This is a genomic window from Streptomyces sp. NPDC050433 (assembly GCF_044458565.1).
GTDB lineage: Bacteria > Actinomycetota > Actinomycetes > Streptomycetales > Streptomycetaceae > Streptomyces.
Genome location: NZ_JBITIB010000001.1, coordinates 60,778 through 80,096, shown reverse-complemented (window position 1 = coordinate 80,096; position 19,319 = coordinate 60,778). Strand labels below are relative to the sequence as shown.

The 19,319-nt window shown below is 67.4% G+C and carries 13 protein-coding genes and 1 pseudogene; 5 read left to right on the top strand and 9 right to left on the bottom strand.

The features are described 5' to 3' along the window. Positions 1-63: 63 nt before the first annotated feature. Together ACIBLA_RS00380 and ACIBLA_RS00375 are read right to left on the bottom strand one after the other, a co-directional pair. The gene (locus tag ACIBLA_RS00380) at positions 64-273 is read right to left on the bottom strand and encodes a DUF397 domain-containing protein (RefSeq protein ID WP_399197401.1); all 210 of its coding nucleotides are present in this window, start codon (positions 271-273) and stop codon (positions 64-66) included. Next, a complete protein-coding gene (locus ACIBLA_RS00375) occupies positions 270-1,133 on the bottom strand; it encodes a helix-turn-helix domain-containing protein (protein ID WP_399197400.1) in 864 nt (287 codons plus the stop codon). Before ACIBLA_RS00375 ends, ACIBLA_RS00380 begins: the two co-directional genes overlap by 4 nt. 130 nt (positions 1,134-1,263) lie before the next feature. Here ACIBLA_RS00375 and ACIBLA_RS00370 point away from each other — a divergent pair, with 130 nt between their 5' ends. Beyond that, positions 1,264-1,734, top strand: coding sequence for an ATP-binding protein (locus ACIBLA_RS00370; RefSeq protein ID WP_399197399.1), 471 nt, complete (start codon positions 1,264-1,266; stop codon positions 1,732-1,734). A gap of 240 nt (positions 1,735-1,974) precedes the next feature. Here ACIBLA_RS00370 and ACIBLA_RS00365 read toward each other — a convergent pair whose 3' ends face one another. Beyond that, a complete protein-coding gene (locus ACIBLA_RS00365) occupies positions 1,975-3,036 on the bottom strand; it encodes a DUF5937 family protein (RefSeq protein ID WP_363240224.1) in 1,062 nt (353 codons plus the stop codon). A gap of 242 nt (positions 3,037-3,278) precedes the next feature. On the opposite strand from ACIBLA_RS00365, the gene ACIBLA_RS00360 reads away from it, so the two are divergent. The 4 genes from ACIBLA_RS00360 to ACIBLA_RS00345 all read left to right on the top strand — a co-directional run bounded on the left by ACIBLA_RS00360 (position 3,279) and on the right by ACIBLA_RS00345 (position 7,127). Further along, the gene (locus ACIBLA_RS00360) at positions 3,279-4,016 is read left to right on the top strand and encodes an alpha/beta hydrolase (RefSeq protein WP_363240225.1); all 738 of its coding nucleotides are present in this window, start codon (positions 3,279-3,281) and stop codon (positions 4,014-4,016) included. Then, on the top strand, positions 4,013-5,038 hold the full coding sequence (locus ACIBLA_RS00355) for a Bug family tripartite tricarboxylate transporter substrate binding protein (RefSeq protein ID WP_399197398.1): 1,026 nt from the start codon (positions 4,013-4,015) through the stop codon (positions 5,036-5,038). Before ACIBLA_RS00360 ends, ACIBLA_RS00355 begins: the two co-directional genes overlap by 4 nt. 68 nt (positions 5,039-5,106) lie before the next feature. Beyond that, complete coding sequence (locus ACIBLA_RS00350) at positions 5,107-5,601, top strand: tripartite tricarboxylate transporter TctB family protein (RefSeq protein WP_399197397.1); 495 nt, start codon at positions 5,107-5,109, stop codon at positions 5,599-5,601. A gap of 5 nt (positions 5,602-5,606) precedes the next feature. Continuing rightward, a complete protein-coding gene (locus ACIBLA_RS00345; RefSeq protein ID WP_399197396.1) occupies positions 5,607-7,127 on the top strand; it encodes a tripartite tricarboxylate transporter permease in 1,521 nt (506 codons plus the stop codon). Between the two features lie 156 nt (positions 7,128-7,283). Here the strand turns inward: ACIBLA_RS00345 and ACIBLA_RS00340 are convergent. The 6 genes and pseudogenes from ACIBLA_RS00340 to ACIBLA_RS00315 all read right to left on the bottom strand — a co-directional run. Continuing rightward, positions 7,284-7,610 (bottom strand): annotated as a pseudogene (locus tag ACIBLA_RS00340) (cation transporter dimerization domain-containing protein); the annotation flags it as partial. A gap of 153 nt (positions 7,611-7,763) precedes the next feature. Next, positions 7,764-8,306 (bottom strand): hypothetical protein, encoded by a 543-nt coding sequence (locus tag ACIBLA_RS00335; RefSeq protein WP_363240229.1) that lies wholly within the window; start codon positions 8,304-8,306, stop codon positions 7,764-7,766. Further along, complete coding sequence (locus tag ACIBLA_RS00330; RefSeq protein WP_399197395.1) at positions 8,306-9,226, bottom strand: polymorphic toxin-type HINT domain-containing protein; 921 nt, start codon at positions 9,224-9,226, stop codon at positions 8,306-8,308. The genes ACIBLA_RS00335 and ACIBLA_RS00330 overlap by 1 nt, the downstream gene beginning before the upstream one ends. A gap of 46 nt (positions 9,227-9,272) precedes the next feature. Beyond that, a complete protein-coding gene (locus tag ACIBLA_RS00325; RefSeq protein ID WP_399197394.1) occupies positions 9,273-14,999 on the bottom strand; it encodes an RHS repeat-associated core domain-containing protein in 5,727 nt (1,908 codons plus the stop codon). 90 nt (positions 15,000-15,089) lie between these two features. Next, the gene (locus ACIBLA_RS00320) at positions 15,090-17,462 is read right to left on the bottom strand and encodes a LamG domain-containing protein (RefSeq protein ID WP_399197393.1); all 2,373 of its coding nucleotides are present in this window, start codon (positions 17,460-17,462) and stop codon (positions 15,090-15,092) included. Positions 17,463-17,567: 105 nt separating this feature from the next. Next, entirely contained in the window at positions 17,568-18,320 is a 753-nt protein-coding gene (locus ACIBLA_RS00315; RefSeq protein WP_399197392.1) for a hypothetical protein, read from the bottom strand. Between the last annotated feature and the right edge of the window lie 999 nt (positions 18,321-19,319).

The following is a 19,319-nucleotide window of genomic DNA, read 5'->3' as shown; positions in this document are numbered from 1 at the left end:
CGAAAGACCGCCCGGTCTCGGTAACGATCGGCCGAAAACCGCTCACCCGGAGGCGTACGCGCGTCAGCGCTCCGACGCGTACGCGAGGAAGCTCGCCCACGCGGTGGGGTCGACTGCGAGGCGGGGCCCTTGGACGTTCTTGGAGTCCCGGACGTGTATTGCTCCGGGGGAGGCCGCGATTTCGACGCACGAGTCGCCTTCGCTGCTGTTGCTGTAGCTGCTCTTGAACCAAGCCAGTTCAGAAGCGTCTCCGGCTGAGGTCTTGCGGATCATGTTTCTCCCAGCAGTCGCTCGATGAAGGCGCGCGACTCCCGTGGGTTGAGAGCCTGCGCCCGGATGATGCCATAACGCAGCTCAAGGATCCGGAGCTGCTTCGGATCGGCGACGGGGCGTCCGGCGAACACGCCCTCACCCCGCCCCACCGCCGAACCGTCTGCGAACTTGAGTACCTGGCTCTCCCCGCCCATCCCAGCGTTGTCCTCGCGGTCTGTCGGCATGATCTGAACCTCGACGTTCCGCAACCGGGAAACCTCCAGGAGTCGTTGGAGCTGACGGTGCAGCACCATTCTCCCCCCGATCGGACGCCGGAGGGTCACCTCTTCCTGAACGAAGCTGAGTTCAGGGGCAGGCGACCGCTCGAAAATGGACTGCCGCGCCATACGCCCGGCCACCATCCTCGCCACCTCATCCGAGGAATACGCGGGTCGCCGGGTTTCAATCAACGCACGCGCGTACTCCTGCGTCTGCAACAAGCCATGCAAGTTATGGCTCCCGTACGACAACAACTCGACCGCCCGCGCCTCCAACCTCGCCAGATCCCGAACCCTCTTCGGATAGCGGACCTCCGCCACGTCCTGCTTCATCGCGGAGATCATCCCCTCCGCCCGCAGCACCTTGTCCGCCTTGTCCAGGTACTCCTGGCGGGGAATCCGCGTGCCCGACTCGACCTTGTAGACCAGGTCCTCGCCGTAGCCGATCGCCTGGCCGAACTCCGCCGCGCGAAGGCCGGCCGCCTCGCGTCGGAGTCGTAGCTGTCGGCCCACCGTCGCGACGACCGCCGCGCCCGACTCGTCGTCGGGGTCGACCTCCCAACCAGGCTCGTCCGTCTCCGCACCCTCCGCCTCCACGCTCACCGCACACCCGCCTCCTCGGCCCGCTGCCCCTCCGGACAGGCTGGACATCACTGGACAAGCCCCGGACAGTCACCGTACGTACCGGAGTCATCACTGGTCAGAGTAAGCATGGATCGCCACGCTGAGTGATGTGAATCAACAAACCACCCAACTTGGGCTTTCGGCCCGCCACTTCGGCGTACTCCTCTCCCCCACGCCACGCGGCGCCCGTCTCGCCCGGCGGCTCACCACGGCGCATCTGCTCGCCTGGGACCTGCCGCCCCGGACGATCGAGACGGCGGAACAGGTGACCGCCGAGCTGGCAGCCAACGCCGCGACCCACGGCAGGCTGTCGGGGCGGGACTTCCTGCTGGAGCTGGACCGGACGGACGACGGGCGCGTTCTCCGTATCGAGGTGACCGACACCCGCGGTGACCGCCTCCCCGGACTCAACCCCCAACTGCCGCCCCCGGACGCGGAGTCGGGCAGAGGGCTGCTGCTGGTCGAGGTGCTGGCGGACCGGTGGGGGGTGACGCCGGGCCCGGTGCCGCGCAAGACGGTGTGGGCGGAGCTGGACCTCGTACGGCCACCCTCACCCATGCAGGTGAGTATGCCCAACTGAGCTACGAGCCTGCGCTCCGTTGTCGCTGTGGAAACTCGCCCCGTCCAGGGAGCAATGCTCAAGACCTGTGCATGGCGAAGCATCACGCAACACGATCGCTCACGGTCATGTAATGCGTAGGTCGTCGGTTCGAATCCGACAGGGGGCTCAGCCGAAGCCCAGGTCAGATGCGCCCTGACCTGGGCTTCTGTCGCGTCGGCCGCCGTGCCCGCCGCGTATTCTCGCCTCCCCGGCCCCCGCTCAGTGGCGCAAGCCGGACAGCAGATCCGGGCCGAGGCACCGGATGGTGTCCACGTTGAGCCGGTAGTACACGACGGCCCCGTGTCGGTGTGTGGACACCAGACCGGCCTCGCGCAACTGCCGTAGATGCCGCGAGACCTGCGGCGATGTCATACCGAGCCGGGCCGCCAGCTCCGCCGTGGCCGCGGGGTGGCGCAGGATGTCGCGGCAGATCAGCAGCCGCGTCGGATCCTGCAACACGGCGAGCCGCCTGCGCATCTCCTCGACCGGGACCGCCTCAGCGGCGGGCACCACGGGGTACTGCACGACGACGGCGTAACCGGGGACGTGCTTGACCACCAGGTGCGAGTCCCCGTGCGTGCTGGGTACGAGCACGCACTGCATGTGCGCGTCCAGCCGCACCGTCGCGTGGTAGAGCTTGTCGAAGACCACCCGCGGCGGGTCGTCCACGACGGCACCGATCCCGTCGAAGGCCCCGGTGATGCCGTGCAGCCGCAGCTGCCGCAGCCGGCTCTGCACATCGGGATCCATCGCCGCCCGCACCCGGCGCCACTCCTCGTCGAAGGCCGCGGTGGCGAAGGCGGTCAGGAAGTCCAGCAGCTCGCCCCGGAACCGGACCGGGTCCTCGATCAGGCGCAGGCCCAGCTCGTAGCGCCCCAACGAGATGAGCCGCAGGCGCGGCAGAACACCCTCCGGGTCCTGCGGAAGCCACCCCGAGATGAGGTTCTTGCCGATCAGGGCCTGCACCGTCAGGGCGGTGAAGGCGTCGACCGGCAGGCGCGCGATGCCGTCGAACTCGGCGTCGAGCGAGCGCTCCGCACCGGCGGTGAGGGGAAACAGATAGCGCGCCCGGAAGGCGCCCCACAGCGGCGCCCACACTGTCGAGCGAGTGAGCAGGTCCCCGGTGACGTCGCTGTGCACGGCGGACACCCACGACTGGCTCGCCGGGTGATGTCCCGGCTCGTCCAGGGCGTGCAGCGCGGCGCACAACTCCGCGAGTGGCGAAGGCCGGACGGTGATCCACTCCGGTCGCGCCGCCTCGGTAATCAGGGTTACGGCCATGCCCCAGTATTACCGCCTTGGCGACAATCTTCTTGCCCGGCCCCCGGCCGGTTCGCAGACTCATCGCTCAAACCCCTGTTGCCCCACGGTTTGGAGGACATGTGGCCGGTCATGCACAGCCCGCCGAGTTGGGCGGAGCCGCTCAGTGGAGCGGGCCCGCGCATCCGAGTCGGTTCTACTCAGGTGGCGCTACCACGATCTTTGCCTCGCGCTTCGATCAGCGCTTCTCATTCTGTGCCTACGTGCCGAGCGCGCACGATCCGGACAGTGCCCCGCTGCCGCTCGCGGTGCTCCAGCACGGCACGGGCCGGCGCGGCCCCCAGTACCGCGACAACTTCGCCGAGTGGGCCGAGCGGCACGGCTGTCTGGTGTTGTGCCCGCTGTTTCCCGCGGGTATCGGCGACCCCGACGACCTGCACAATTTCAAGTTCATCGAGTACGGCGGCATCCGCTACGACCAGGTCCTGCTGGAGATGGTCGCGGAGGCCGGTGACCGCTGGAACACGGACACCTCCCGGTTCCTGCTGCACGGCTTCTCCGGCGGCGGGCAGTTCGTCCACCGTTTCGCCTATCTGCACCCGGACCGGCTGACCGGCGTCTCCATCGGCGCCCCGGGGCGGATCACCCACCTCGACTCCGAGCGGCCCTGGTGGGTCGGGCTCAAGGGCTTCGAGGAGAAGTTCGGCCGGCCGCCGCGGCTCGCGGAGCTGCGGGACGTGCCGGTGCAGATGGTCGTCGGCTCCGAGGACATCGAGACCTGGGAAATCAACAACGTCGGCGACACGAACTGGATGGACGGTGCCGACGCCCACGGCCGAACCCGGCTGGAGCGGCTGAAGGCACTGAGCGCGGACTTCGAGCGGCACGGGATCCCGGTGCGCTTCGACGTCGTACCGGGCGTGGGCCACGAGGCGATGTCCGTCCTCGAACCCGTCAAGCAATTCTTCACGTCGATTCTGGAAGGAGGTAGCGGCAGATGAAGAACACGAACACGTACTACCGCACGGCCGCTGTCCTGGTGGCCGCAGGCCTGGTCGGCGGCTGCGCCGTGGGCGCGGCCGACGAGGGCGACGGCGGCGACAAGACCGTGGCGTACCCCACCGAGGGGATCTCCGTGCTCGCTCCCGGCAGCCCCGGTGGTGGCTGGGACACGCGGGCCCGCGGCATGTCGGAGGCCCTCGCCAAGTGCGACCTCATCGACGAGAAGGTCACCGTCAGCAACAAACCGGGTGCGGGCGGCACCATCGGCCTGTCCGAGTTCATCGAGCACAAGGGTGACATGCACCAGCTCATGGTCATGGACACCGTGACGATGCTCGGCGGCATCGCCGTGAACAAGTCCCCGGTCGACATGAAGTCGCTCACCCCGGTGGCCGGACTCACCAGCTCGCCGAGTGCGATCGTGGTTCCGAAGAACTCCCCGTACAACGATCTGAAGAGCCTGCTCGCGGACCTCGAAAAGAAGCCGAAGTCCATCAAATGGACCGGCGGCTCGCTCGGCGGCGCCGACCACATCCAGGCGGCGCTGCTCGGCAAGAGCAGGGGCGTCTCGCCCGACAGGATCAACTACGTGCCGACCGGCGGCGGCGGCGAGACCGTCAGCCAGCTGCTGAGCGGGGCCGCGACCGTGGGGATCTCCACGGTTACCGAACTGCGCGGGCAGATAGAGGCCGGCGAGCTGAAGGTCCTGGCGCTCTCCGAGAAGTCCGAGGGCCAGGAGATCGAGGGCATCGACGCCCCCTCACTGGCCGAACTGGGCCTGGAGGAGGCCGCCGTCGCCAGCGTCGGCGGCGTGCTGGCGCCGTCCGGACTCTCCGACGCCGAACAGCAGGCCGTCGTGGACACGGTGCGGAAGATGCGCGGCTCCAGCTGCTGGAAGGACGTACTGAAACGCAACAACTGGACGGATGCCTGGACACCGGGCGACGAGTTCGGCGACCTGATCCGCAAGCAGGAAGGCCAGGTCAACGGCGTCCTCAAGGAACTCGGACTGGTGAAGTGACGGCTCCCCGGGCCGCCCGGCCACACGAGGGGCAGCAACAACAGCAACAGCAGCTCGGGCCCCGAGCGATGGCGATTTTCATCCTCGCCGTGGGCCTCACGGTGCTGATCGGGGCGTTCCTCATCCCGGAGGGCGGTGGCTACCAGGCGGTGGGGCCGCGGTCTTTCCCGATGCTCGTCGGCGCCTCGGGAACGTTGATCGGCGCGATCGGCGTCGTCCAGACGTTTCTGGGGCCGCGGCGGCCGGCCGCCCAGGCCAAGTCGGCTCAGCCGGAGGACCCCGCCGCGGCGGGGGAGACGGAGCTCGACGCCCCGGCCCCAGCACGCTGGCGGCCGACGGTCATGCTGCTGGCCGCCCTGATCGCGTACGCGCTGCTCATGCCGCCGGTCGGTTACTGGCAGACGACAACCGTCTTCTACGCGGGCGTTGCCCGCATCCAGGGCAGCCGCAAGCCGCTGCGCGATGTCCTGATCGGACTGGTGATGGGCCTGGTCACCTATTTCGTGTTCGACCGGTTGTTCGGCATCGACCTTCCGCCCGGCTACCTGCGATTGGCCATCTGACAGTCATGGAAGTTCTCAGCAATCTCGGCGACGGTTTCGCGAGCGCCCTCAGCCTGCAGAACCTGCTTCTGGCCCTGGCAGGCGTGACCCTGGGCACGCTGGTCGGCGTGCTGCCCGGCCTCGGCCCGGCGACGACGGTGGCACTGCTGCTGCCGCTCACCTTCGTCTTCGACCCGGTCGGCGCCTTCGTGCTGTTCGCGGGCATCTACTACGGCGGCATGTACGGCGGGTCCACGACCGCCATCCTGCTCAACGTCCCCGGCGAGACCGCCTCGGTGCCGACCACCCTCGAAGGCCATCCCATGGCCAGGATGGGACGCGCGGGCCCGGCCCTGGCCACCGCCGCGATCGGCTCCTTTGTCGCGGGCACCATCTCGACGGTCGTGATCACCTTCCTCGCCCCCGGCATGTCCGCCGTGGCGAAACTGGTCCAGCCGGCCGAATACTTCGCCATCATCGTGCTGGCCTTCGTGACCGTGACCTCGCTGATCGGCGACTCCCTGATCCGCGGCCTGTCCAGCCTCTTCCTCGGCCTCGCGGTCGGGCTCGTCGGCATCGACGCGCTGACCGGCCAGGTCCGCTACGCCTTCGGCGTGCCGCAGCTGTACGACGGCATACCCGTGGTGGCCCTCGCCGTCGGCCTCTTCGCCATCGCCGAGGTGCTGTACACCACCTGCACCCCCGACAAATCCGAACAGGTCGCCTCGCTCAGCGGCTCCGTCGGCATGACGCGCGACGACTGGCGCCGCTCCTGGCGGCCGTGGCTGCGCGGCACGGCCCTCGGCCTGCCCTTCGGCGCGATGCCCGCGGGCGGCGCGGAGATCCCGACGTTCCTCAGCTACAACATCGAGCGTCGGCTGGCCAAGCGCGGAGAGGAGCGCGGGAAGCGGAAGGACGAGTTCGGCAACGGCGCCATCGAGGGCGTGGCAGGCCCCGAGGCCGCCAACAACGCGGCCTTCTCCGGCGTACTGATGCCGCTCCTCACCCTCGGCATCCCCACCTCCGCCACAGCGGGCGTGCTGCTCATCGCCTTCCAGATCTACAACATCCAGCCCGGACCGCAGCTGTTCGACCAGCAGTCCGCTCTGGTGTGGACACTGATCGCGAGCCTCTACATCGGCAACGTCATGCTGCTCGTGCTCAACCTCCCCATGATCCGGATCTGGGTCAAGCTCCTGCGGCTCCCGGCGCCGGTGCTCAGCGCGGGCATCCTGTGCTTCGCGCTGCTCGGCGTGTACGCCATCTCGCAGAGCATCTTCGAGGTGATGCTCGCCATCGGCATCGCCGCCCTCGGCCTCTTCATGCGGCGAACCGGCTATCCCATCGCGCCCCTGATCCTCGGCGCGGTACTGGGGCCGCTCATGGAAGCTCAGTTCCGCCGGGCCCTGGCATTCAGCGAGGGCGACCCGACGGTCTTTCTCACCCGGCCGGCGTCGGCGGCCATCCTCGCGCTGGCGCTGACCGCGTTGGTGGCGCCGGTGCTGCTGCGGCGGCGCACCCGGGTCCGCCTCCCGGAACCGGCGTGACCGAGCCCGGCCCCGGTGCCGGCCGCGCGTTCGCGCCCCATCCCTTGTCCCGTCCCCATCCCTGTCCCGGTCCTCGTCCACGCAGTCCCCGTCCCCGCAGAGCGGGCAAGGGTTTCTCTTTCCCCCCGGTCGGGGACCCGGCCGGGGGGAAAGAGGTCATGCCGCTTGAGCGTGGTGGGCCAGGGCGGTGTGCGGGATCTCCTCGGCCGTGTGCGTCGGGTCCGGGTGGATCAGGGCGGCGGTCAGGCGAGGGACGGCGTGGAGCAGGGGGCGTGCTCGGCGTCGACGGCGACCCGGTGAGCGGAGGACAGGGGGCAGTGAGCCGTCGATGACGACGGCGGCCTCGGCCCGCAGTTGGTGGCCGATCCACCGCATCCGCAGCTCGCCGACCTCCACCACGCCGGGTACCTCGCGCAGCGCCGCTTCGGCGGTGTTGACCAGGGCCGGGTCGACGACGTCCATGAGGCGGCGGAAGACTTCCTTCACATCCTGTACGGCACGATCGGCCGGGTCCTGCTGGCGATGTTCGTGACCTCCACGTACCGCAGCGCCAAACACACCCCTCGGCTCACGGCGGTGAGCAACGCCGCCAACGGCACCCTGCACATCTGTCCGGCGGGACTTCTTGGTTAGCTACTACGGAAGTGAAGGAAATACCTCTTCCCACACTTTCATCCGCCCATCAACCTCTCTGGGTACCAGCCTCGCGAGACTCAGACCAGGCGAAACGAGATTCTTGACAGCCCGCAGAAGTCGAATCTGTTCAATGTCGAGAGCACGCCAATCTACCGATCGATCCCGAGCCTCTTCGACCGACATCGGAAGCTCTTGAAATAGCAGGCCGATCAGATGACCTGGATTCAGGATGTCAACTTCAGCATTCGAAGAAACCCGCTGCAGGAGGGCCACGGAGAGATTCAGTCGGCGAATCACGCTCTCACGCTCATCGATAGATCCCGAGGCCACTGCGGCTTCGAGGGCGTATGAGAGCGCCGACGAACAGGTAGCCCAGGACTCCACAGGCAAGGAGCCGCACTCGTCCGTCAGGCGCATCGTCATCAGCTCAACGACGCCAAGCCACTCACCACGCCCCAGCTCAGGGACCGTCGGAGCGTGTGTGGCCAGGACCTCAGAGAGCGACCGCAGGTCAAGCGATGCCAGTTTCTCGAATCTGTTCATCAGAAATGAACTCCCGCCGCAGCAAAAGCATCGCTACCGATTTGCAGACTCTCACTCGATGGCAAGAAGTGACCACTGTGGTTGTTGATATCCAACCCAAAGAACCCGTCTCCCGATGAGCCAGCAATATCAGCCTCGCCGGCCGCGCGAACCGGGGCCCCTCGGGTGAGAGCCGCGTGTGAAATCTCTTGACCATCGACAAATTTCGGTACGACCACGAGGCTTCCGTCCTCCCGAACCGCCCATTTGACTGTCCCCGAACCGACTGCCGAATCAAAACCGGCGGATCCAGCACCAGAAGGCGTAACGCCCAGCCTGTCCGCCAGGGCGAGCTCCCTGTCAAGAGTTCCTGGCATTGAATTGGGGAACAGTCCACAATCCGGACTGGCATTATGCACGAGCACCGGCGTATTTCCGGCGAGTACATAGTACGTGTGGATGCCTTCGACAGTCAGGTCGTACGTCCGCTGCCTCTTGTCGAAGGGACGTACCGCCTCGACCTCGGCAGCCTCGCCTTCTGCGGTGCGGAGCGTCATGCCAGGCTTGAGGTTGCCGGCGTCGACCCAACTTTCCGAGGACTCCACCCAGAACGGGTGGGTCACCGTCGAGATCAGCTCGGAGGAATCACCGTCCGCCGAGCGCACCGTCAGGTCGACGAAGCGTTTGTCGTCCTCGGTGACGATGGTGGCCACAACCTTGCGGTTCGTGGTCTCGCCAGTCAGTGGATCGGTGACGGTAATTGCGTCACCCAGCTCGACGTCTTCGATCAGCTTGGTGGTGCCGTCCGCCAGGAGGACCTCAGTTCCCGGCAGGAAACTGTGCGGCGTAGCGCAAGCGAGCCTCGCCGCGCCCGCGTTGTCGCCCTTCTTCAGAAGCTTCGCGGCGGTGCCGATCTTCCCGACCGGAATGAGACCGGCCACCGTCCAGACACACGCGCTGACGCTTCCGCCGTAGCATCTCTGTGCGTCACGCACCCCGATCACTTCGAGGAAATCCTTGCTCGTACGGCACCTCGTCCGTGTAACCGTCCTCAGCCGGCCAGCCCGCCCCGCCGTTGCACGAGTCACACCACAGGCCGGTCGGATCGGACCAGGTCAGCGGGTTGTTGTTGGCATAGGCATAGCCGTGGATCTGCTGCGGATCGGCGAGGTCCATCACCGGGTCGACCGACAGGAAGCGGCCCGTCGACGGGTCGTACTCCCGGGCGCCCAGGTGGGTGAGGCCCGTGGCGGCGTCCAGGATGCCGCCCACGAATCCCCTGGTGCCCGGCCACGGCCCCGATTCCTCACCGCGGGTACCGCCGAAGGGCAGAGTGCGGCGCTGGGTGAGCTGCTGGGTCGCCGCGTCGACGGCGAGTTGAGCGGTGCCGTGGTGGTCCGCGATCGTCAGCGAGATGGCTCCGGTGTCCTGCTGCACGGCCTGGTGGCCGCCGCCGAGGTCGACGTAGCGGGTCGCCTTCGGCGTGGTCGATCCCTTGGCCAGCACGATCTCGGTGGTGCCCAGGTAGAGCGTGGTCTCTTCCGCGGTGCGACCGATCAGACGGTTGCCGTCGGCGTCGTACAGATACGACGTGACCTTCGCAGATCCGCCCTCGACGGGCTCGGACACAGTGGCCAGCCGGCCCTCGGCGTCCCAGGTGAGGGCCTGCTCGTCACCGGCCACCGTCCGGCTGGTGGTGCTGCCGTTGTCGTCGTATCCGAAGGTGTCCCGTGCCGTCCCGGTCGGTCCCTCCTGAGTGATCGAGGTGAGCTTGTGCGGCTGAGGGGTCCCGGGCTCGGGATAGGCGTACGTACGGAGGGTGTCCTTGGCGCTGTCGTCGGCCGGGTCATGGATGGCTTCGGTCAGGCGGTTGCCGACCTTGTCGTAGGTGTACGAGTGCCGGTACGGCGCGGGGCCCCCGGCGGCTCCGCCAGCGGGCTCCGCCGGACAGGTGGACTGCCCCTGCGCCCACGCCTCGGTAAGGCGGCGCAGGTAGTCGTACGTGAAGCACTGCGTGTCGTTGCCCGCGCGCGAAGTGTCCGAGACAGACAGGACGTTGCCCGCCTCGTCGTAGCGGAAGGTACTGAACTGGTCGACCCCGGCGATGTCTTCCCGGTCCACCCGGGAGGTGGCCAGCCGCTGGGTGCCCCACTCGTACGTGTTGGTCGCCTGAGTGGCCTTCCCCCCGGCGGAGAGCCGGAACTGAAGCGGCTTGCCGGTCAGGCTGTAGGTGGCGGTGGACGACAGTCCGCCCATGCCGGTCACCGAGAGAAGCCGCTCCGTGGCGTCCTCGTACGCGTAGCCGACAACTGCCGGCGCCAACGCCCCCGCCTTGGGGTAACCAACACTCTGCACGGAACCGGAGACGTTGTACTCGGTGCCGCTCACATAGGTGCCTGCCAGCTCGTCCTCCGCACCGGGGATCGTGATGCTGGAGCGCTGCACCCGGTACCGCCGGTCGTACGCGACGACCTTGGACGTGTACTGCTCCCCGCCCGCGTACCGGATGGATTCGGCAAGGTGTCCCTTGGCGCCGCTGATCGTGTCGTAGAGCCACTTCGCACGCAGCGCACCGCTGTTGGAGCCCTCACGCAGCTCCGTCTGGCGGCCGAGGCCGTCGTAGACGTACGCGAGTGTGGTGTCCTCGGCATCGGTGGTCGACGTGCGCAGCCCGCGGTCGTCGTAGGTGCTGGTGGTGGTGCCCTTGTCCGGATCGACGCTCTCGATCTGCCGGCCGAGCATGTCGTAGGTGTAACTCCAGCGGTTGCCCGCGGCGTCGGTGACCTTCGCCAGCTCGTCACGCGGCGTGTACTGGTACGCCATCGTGTCGTACGCCGAGCCGACGGATCGTTGGTGATGCTGGCGCAGCTCCGTCGTTCTGTCCCGCGCGTCCCTCAGGGTCGTGGTGGCCGTACCGCCCGCCGGTGGGATCACCGTGACGCGATCGCCGCCGTAGATGGTCTTGGTGGTGCTCACCACCGCGCCGCCGTCACCGTTTCCCGCGATCTGCCGCGCCTCGGTCTCACGTCCCAGACCGTCGAAGGTGTGACGGGACTGCGTTTCCACGGAGAGGGCGTTGTCCGGCTCGAAGAGTGCGGTGGTGGGCGCTTCCGTGACGTAGTAGGGCGCGAATCTCTTTGCCGTCAGGCCCCGTTCGTCGTAGAAGACGTCGGTGAGGATGCGCCCGCCGTCGGGGCCCGGCTCCTGCGCCTGGCGTTCCCGCATCAGCCCGTCGAAGATCGTGTAGGACGTGCGCTGAACGCCCCTGTTTCCGAGCAGTTTGGTCCCGACCGCGACCGGATGGCCTTCGGCCATGCGATAGGTGAACTCGTACGCCGGCGTCTGTCCGGTCAACTGGTCCGCCAGCCAGACCTTGGTGGAGCGGCCGAGTGCGTCGTAGGCGAAAGAAGTCACCTTGCCGTTGGTGTCCGTCTGTGTCAGTGGCAGGCCGCGCGAGACCTCGAAGGTGCTCGTCGTCTTCTGCGCCGTCGTCGAGTCCCCGGTCTTCGCCGGCGGGCCGGTCACGGTGGTGTCGGTGGCGATGCCCGTGGCGGGCGTGCGCACGGTGGTGGTGGTCCGACCGTCGGTGCGTGGTGTCCGCACCACCACACCCGACGCGTTCACAGTCACATCGGCCGTGATGTCGGTGCTGGTGAGGACACGGCCGTAACTGTCGTAGGTCGCGCCCGACTCCAGGTAGGCGGGAGCAGTTCCGTCGTACTTCTTCAGCACCGCGGTCGCGGTGGCATCACCCTTGTCCGGTGCGGCGTCGTAGGCACCTCCGTCGTACGCGGTGCGCGAGTCGGACAGCACATCGGTGGGGCGCTCCGTGGCTGCCTCGCAGGAAGTGGCGACGGTCTCTGACCGGGAGGGCAGCGAGAGGATGTTTTTCTCGGTGTTCGTGGCGTAGGTGGTCCGGACGCACTTGTTGTCGGCGGAGGTCGAGTCGTCCCCGAAGTCGTCGGACGCGGTGACCCGGCCGGCGACGGTGTCGTACTCCGCGCCCGTTGATGTTGTACGCCACTCCGTGCCGGCTCCGTCGTCGAGCGATGTCCACTTCTTCGACGCGGTGGTCCCTGTGAAGTTCGCGGTGACGGTGCCCCAGTCCCGTTCCTTTTTGGCGGTCTGGTGGTGCCACGGCCGGTTGACCGTCTTGGCCAGGATCTTGCCGCCCGGTCCGGAGTAAGTGACTGTCTTGTACGCGAAACCGGCAGCCGACTCGTGATCGGTGATCGGGTCGCCCTCACCTGTCGAAAGGGTGACGGACACGCTCTTTGTGCCGCCGGACGGTTCCTTGCGGTCACCGTCCATGCCCCGCAGGAAGTAGTGGTCCTGCTGGGACTTCATCGCGTCCGCGCCGCCCTGGCCACCGGTCAGGACCCGTACCTGTCCGTACCCCCGCCACTGTGACCAGGTCTTGTGCTTCTCCTTGGTCAGACCGTCGTCATCGTCGTAGTGCCAAGCGGCGTCGCCGAGGTACTGGTAGCGGGTGACCTGATCCGGCGCGCCACCGGTCCGGTCTGACGCCGTGACGGAATCGACCACGTACTTGTTGAACCACTGGCGTTCCGGATCGTCGGAGGAACTGCCCCCGATGTACTGGGGAAAGCAGCGCGTCGTGTTCGACTGAGGTGTCGGCAGAGCATCCCAGTCGCAGGCGGACGCCGTGTAGCTGATGGCGATCTGACCGCCCGTCGGGTCATCGACCGAGGACAGTCGGCTCTTGATGAACGGGGCGTACCCGTCGCCGGTCTTGTCGAGACGGTTGGCGTGCTGGGTATACGCGAAGGTGGTCTTGGGAAGAGTGATCGCCGGGCTGGCCGAGTGACCGGTGCGCTGGATCGAGTCGAGCAGCAACTGGTAGTCGATGTCGGCCATGCCCCATCGATGGGTCAGCTTCCACGAGTCGACGCTCTGGTACGCGCCGGCCACCAGGATCTGAGTGGTGATGGCGGTCAGCCGCTTACGGGTGAAGAAGGCCGGAGACAGTCGGCCTTCGTCGCAGTCCTCGCCCGTGTCACAATTCAGATCCCACGGAGTGTCGTACCAATAAGCCGAATCCGTGGTGATGGACCCGCAATCCGTCTGCGTGTTCTGGATGCACCTCTCCGAGCTGGTGAAGTCCACCTGGGCGAGCGCTTTGGTGCCGTACATCGACGACGACTTGAGGCCGTACTCGATGCGGTCGAGGTAACCGCCACGTGCGTAGCGGGTGTTGTCGGCGGCTTCGAGGTTACGGCCGTAGGAGTTCTCTTCCTTGTCGTAGTAGTAGGCGACGGCGTTGCCCCGCGTGTCCACGACGTAGTCGAGATTCCACCGCCAGGCCCGCTGGCACCAGGCGTCGGCGAAGGTCGCCGCATGGCACGGCTCACCCGCGTCATCGCCGAACACTGGTGCTGTCCAGGCGGAGTCGGTGGCTTCCTTGCCCTCGGACCAGCCGGGGAGCCTGTGGTAGCCGAAGTAGTAGCGAACGCCCTGCGGGTCGGTCAGCCGCCAGTACTCACCGTCGGCGTCGCCGTTGCCCCGGTTGGTGGACGTGAGGCGATCGATCTTCGTACCGTCATCGCCCTTCAGCTTCCAGACGTCCTTGCCCGCCGGGACAAGTTCACCGCCCTTGCCGTTGAAGGAAATGAACGCGTTGTCATAGGCCCAGCACTGATCGCCTGGTTCGTTGCCGTCGGCGTGCTTGACGCCGTCCTCGGCGCACGGTTTATAGCGTCGCTCGATGAATCCGGGGGAAAGGTCGAATCCGTCTCCCACCCACGACGACTGGTTGTTCGTCGAACCCGTGCGGCCGTCGATGGCACCTGAGGCGTACGAGAGTCCGAAGCTGGGCTTCAGGCTGCCCGGCACATCCGGTACGGGAATGTCGTCGGACCAGTTGAAGTCGCCGGTGTTGAGGTTGGTGCTCCAGGTGGCTGACGGGGAGAGCGGGGTGGCCTTGTACGTGCCGGTCCCGCCCTCCGCATCGGCCACTGCGGCGAGGACGGTCGGTACGCCGACCCGGAGGCCGACACGCTCTGCGGTAAGAGTGCGCTTCTCCGTGTCGTTGACGGTCGGCACCGCTTTTCCGGTACGGCACTCCGCCTTCTCCGGTGTCGACGCCGCGCACGCGGGGAGTTCGACGAGGGTGAGGCGGGACGCGTACCCGCCGCCGTAGGCCTGGGCGAAGGTGGAGTAGTCGATGCGGGCCTTCACGTCCCCGGCCGGGGATGTCGCACCCCGTTCGTCCTCGACCGCTCCATCGGCCTTCCCGGACACGGGTCTCAGGGCGAACAGCGGCCCCTTCAGTCCCGCCCGCTCACTCGTCTTCCGCTCCAGTACGCGGACCTCGACCTCGCCACGCGCCCTCACTCCGTCCGTGCCCTTCGGGACGCCCAACGCGACGGGCAGCCCTGCGGACGAAGCGACGGCGGCGCTGCTGGAGGCGGCGGGCAGCTTCAGGTGATCGGACGCGGCCTTGGGCCACGACTCGTCAGGACGCTTCTTGGGCGTCCGTGGCTCCTTCATCGCCGTGCGTGGTTCGACCGAGCCGGCACTGCCCTCGATCGGGCTCTCCGAGGCGGGGATGTCCTCCACCACACCGCGGTCGTCCGCCGCGGCGACAACGGGTTGAGCGGCTCCCTGGAGCAGGGTTCCGATCAGGACCACCGAGGAAGCGAGCGCGACGCGCCCCCGCCAGTGCCGAAAACGTGAGCTCGGTCTACCGTCCATGCCGTCCTTCAATTCCTCACTACGGGCATTCGGTGAGATTCCGAATGGCGTTCCGAACTGGAAGATGTGCCGTTCAACAACGCCTGCGGATCAGCTGATCGCTGGGACTTCCGTCGGCAGGCCGGGCATTCCGTACGCAAGCTGAATTACCTGGTCCGCGGTCAGAGTTCCTTGGAATGCCCAGACATCGGAGAGGACACCGGGCCAGTACTGCCCCCAGGACGTTCCGCTCTTGAGCCTGCCGATTTGCAGAGGCTGGGTGGCCTTGAACGAGATCACGTTGTCGGACCACGAGATCCTGTCGGTGCAGGCGCCGTCGTCATTCTCGCCGTTGCCGTCGGCATCGAGGCAGGCCGATTCCTCCAGCTCTCCGTTCACGTAGAGCTGCAGCCGCTTGGCGAATCCGTCGTAGACGAGTGCGAGGTGGGTCCAGTCGGCCGCGCTGTAGAACTGGCCGTTCTCGACATCGGCGGATCCGGCGCCCGTGGCGTCCTGATCCGGGACGGAGATCCGCCAGCGTCCCGGATCCGTCTCAGGTGTCGCGCTCGGCAGATACCGGACCGCGAAGGCGTTCTGCTGTGTCCCGGGCATACTCAGCAACGTCACGCCGGACTGCGGCACGGCCGCGGCCTGGGCCCACGCGGTCACGGTGAAGCTGGTGCTCGTGTCCACCGGGGCCGCCGCGCTGGAGGCGTAGTCGTTGACTCCGTCGAGGACCAGGCCTCCGTCCACCCAGCCGGACCCGATCTGCGTGCCACCGCCCAGCGTCAGGTCGTTCCCCTCGCCGGAGTCGTCCGGTGATGTTGTCGCTCCGGGCTGGTCGAACTTCCAGCGTGCCTTGACGAGCGGACGCTGTTGGAACAGCTGCCGTACTTCGTCGTCGGCCACCGGACGGTCGAAGAAGCGGATGTCGTCGATGGTGCCGGGGAAGTGCTGGATCAGATCACCCCCGTCGATGGTCAGCGCGCCGACCTGGACCCGCCCGCCCGCGTACCAGGCGGCGGACTGAGCGACACTGGCGGACTTCACGCCGTTGACGTACAGGGTCAGCGTGTTGGCGGTCGCGTCGTGCACACCGACGAGATGGACCCACTCCCCCACTCGTGCGGAGGTCCCTTCGGGCTCAACGGCCCGGACTTGCGTCGCACCCGGGACGTCGCCCGAGTACTGGGTGAATCCCCAGCGGTTGAAGGTCTTGGAGTAGTACAGCTCGAAGCCCGGCCGGTTCTGCCCCAGTTGCGCGACAACAGTGGCCCCCTGGCCCGGGATGCGATCGAGCTTCGCCCACGCCGAGACCGTGAACGGGCGCTGTGTGTCGACGTGTGGGGCTTCGGTGTGCGCGTAGTCCCCGGTTCCGTCAAGTTTCAGTGCCTTCCCCGCCACCCCGGCCTCTCCGAGCCGTGCGTCGTCCACGAGACTGAGCGGTTGGGTGTCCGCGCGCCCGGTCACTTCCACGGCACCGGCGGGTTCGTCGAGGGGGAAGACCGTACGGGCCGTCCGGCCGGTGCCGATCGACTCGTGACGCAGCAGACGCCCCACCTCGGTGGCACTGACCGGCTTGTCGAATATCCGCACCTCGTCGATCTCGCCGGGCAGGAACGAGCCCGGACTTCCGCTGTAGGAGCCGGCGCCGATCTGCAGACCGCGCCTGGCGTCCCAAGCCGTGGAGTACGGCGTGGACCCCGCCAACGCGCCGTCGACGTAGAGGCGCAGGTCCTCCGTGCTCCCGCTGTAGACACCCACCAGATGCGTCCACCGGCCGGCCACCACACCGCCCGGCTGTGGAGCCATCGCCCGCGCGACGGGGGCGCCAGGCGTGTCCGAGGTGTACTGGTTGAACACCCAACGGCCGTAGGAGTGGGAGTAGTAGAGCTCGAAGCCCGGTGAGTGGTTGCCGGGCTGGGCAGCGATGATCGCCGCGTGGTCGGGCACGTTGGACAACTTCACCCACGCCGATACGGAGAAGCCGATCTCGGTGTTCACCGTGGGAATGTCCGTGACGGCGTAGTCGTCCACCCCGTCGAAGGACACCGCGCTCCCCTTCACACCGGGGACGCCGGTGACCGGACCGCCGCGCAGCGCGGCCACACGGGCGCCGGAGGAGCCTTGCGCCGCTGTCGCTTCCGTGCTCTCGTCGAGTTGCCAGGCAGCGCGCTCCGGTTGGCCCGCCTTGACGCGGTACTGATAGGTGCGGATCTCGCTGCCGTTGCCTGCGGCGTCGAAAGCCTGGGCGGTGACGAAGTTGAGTCCGGGCTCCGCCGGCAGCACCTGCAAGTTCTTCACAGCACCGCTCGACGTGGTCAGGGCGTTCTTCGAACTCGGGTCACCGTTGACGCCGTACCAGTACTTCGTCACGTCGGAGTCGGCCGCTTGCAGAGAGAACGTTCCGTACTTGCCCACTCCGTCGAACCACGGGTCGTCAGGGTCCTCGGGGTCGGACAACGGGTACTCGCCGGACGACACGGCGGGAGCCTTCGGGACACTGGTGTCGTAGACGAAATAGCAACCAGTCGGGTCGTCGCCCGCGTACGACCAGGGCGAGTACTGCGCGCCATCGTATGTCCGCGCCTACCAGTTGACCTGCTTGTTGGTCGGCACCGACGAGGGCAGCGTGATCGAGAAACTCGAACCCGACTTCTTCGCGGTGGTCAGCGCCGGGCTCCAGCGGGCGATCAACCCCTTGCCGTCGCCGGAGTCCCACTTGGCCTGGAACTGCACCCGAACGCTGTCACCGTCCGGATCCGTCACCTTGTTCGCGTAGATCTTTCCCAGCGTGCGTACGCGCGCAGCCGACGCCGGCTTCTTGCAGGTGCCCCCGTACTCCATCGCCAACTGCGACATCTTGATCTGGGAAGGCGCGCGGTTGTACTCCACTCGCAGAAACGCATTCTCCGAGAAACGCTTCCACGCCACGCGATCGTCCTCACTGGCGGCCCGTAGCCCGAAGGTCATGGTCGACCACTTCTTGTCCGCGGCTTCCTGCACCGCGGACTTGACGCTGAACTCCGCGTCCTTGGCCGCGCACCCCTCGTATCCATAGGCGAACGACTTCGCGCTCAACTCCTTGATCCAGAAACCGGAGGCGTTTTGCGAGTTCCACGTGGTCGACGACGAGATGTCCTTGGTGCGCCACAGCTCCACACTGCGGTCCGTACACGACGCAGACCACGTGTTCCGCACCACGAACTCGGCGCTGAGAACGGACTTTCCAGCGAACTTGGAGACGGGGATCCGGTAAAAGAGCCGTTTGGTGTCGTGCGGCGCGCAGTAGTCCCAGCCGCAGTACCCCAAGCCTCGTCGGACTTGCCGTTGAACTTCCACTGCGGCGACGAGGCCCAGTACTTGGAGGCCATCGTCCAGGCCGAAGCCTTGGGCGAATACCACTGCGGATCAATGAAGACCGGATACACCGTGTCCTCACCCGTGAGGACATCGGCGTCGGGCCTGAGCAACAACTCATCGCCGTCGGCGGTGACTTCGACACCGACGGGCGCGAGCTTCCCCGACTCGCCGGGGCCGGGCTCCCCCTCGCCGGTTGCGTCCGATTTGTCGGCTGTACGCGAGCGCGGGGCCACCGTCTCGCCGGCTCCTGCGCTCGGGCTGGAGTCCCACATCACCGGTGTCGCGGCCTCGAAGACGGTTCCCGCGGCGCCTGCATCCACCGCTTCCAGGCCGCCGGAAGCAGTCGTTCGTACGTGCATGCCCTCGGTCGCCAGAGACAGCCTCAGTTCCGCGAGTGCCTCGGTCTGCGCCGCCTCGGCCGACTTGACCACCAGCAGTTGAGTGAAGCCGTCCTCCTGCGCACCGAGGCGCAGATCCACGTCAGGCAGGATCTCCCGGTAGGTGGCCGTCGCACCGTCCATCTCCGGTACGGGCACTTCCCCCAGGGGCCAGGACAGCGCCAGCGCCCGGCCCGCCCGCTCCATCTGTACCAGCGGGCCTTCGCCACCGCCGGAGAAGGCCAGCCCAACTGTCGTCGCCCCAGGCCGGATCGTGCCATCGTCGGACGACCGGGCCAGATCGGTGTCGACAGGCTTCCATTCGCCGCTCACGCGGGTCCAGACCGGGCGCAGATACTCCCGTGCCTCAAGGCTTCCCTCGGGGGTCGCGAACGTCTCGCTGCTTTCGCCACGCAGGGATACGACCTCGACGTCCTCGCCGGACTGCTTGGCCCGGGCGAACGCGTCCGCCTCCGAGAGTGCTGGTGTCTCGGCGTCGACCCTCTCCACTGCCGCGGTCGCCCGGCTGGGGTGCACCGATGACGCGGACGCCACGGAAGGGAACCACCCCAGGACCATTCCGACGCTCAACGCGACGGCC

Coding starts and splice junctions, on each gene's coding strand:
- ACIBLA_RS00365 (WP_363240224.1), bottom strand. CDS start 3,036: ATGGCCGTAACCCTGATTACCGAGGCGGCGCGACCGGAGTGGATCACC.
- ACIBLA_RS00335 (WP_363240229.1), bottom strand. CDS start 8,306: ATGAACAGATTCGAGAAACTGGCATCGCTTGACCTGCGGTCGCTCTCT.
- ACIBLA_RS00325 (WP_399197394.1), bottom strand. CDS start 14,999: ATGGACGGTAGACCGAGCTCACGTTTTCGGCACTGGCGGGGGCGCGTC.
- ACIBLA_RS00355 (WP_399197398.1), top strand. CDS start 4,013: ATGAAGAACACGAACACGTACTACCGCACGGCCGCTGTCCTGGTGGCC.
- ACIBLA_RS00380 (WP_399197401.1), bottom strand. CDS start 273: ATGATCCGCAAGACCTCAGCCGGAGACGCTTCTGAACTGGCTTGGTTC.
- ACIBLA_RS00350 (WP_399197397.1), top strand. CDS start 5,107: ATGGCGATTTTCATCCTCGCCGTGGGCCTCACGGTGCTGATCGGGGCG.
- ACIBLA_RS00345 (WP_399197396.1), top strand. CDS start 5,607: ATGGAAGTTCTCAGCAATCTCGGCGACGGTTTCGCGAGCGCCCTCAGC.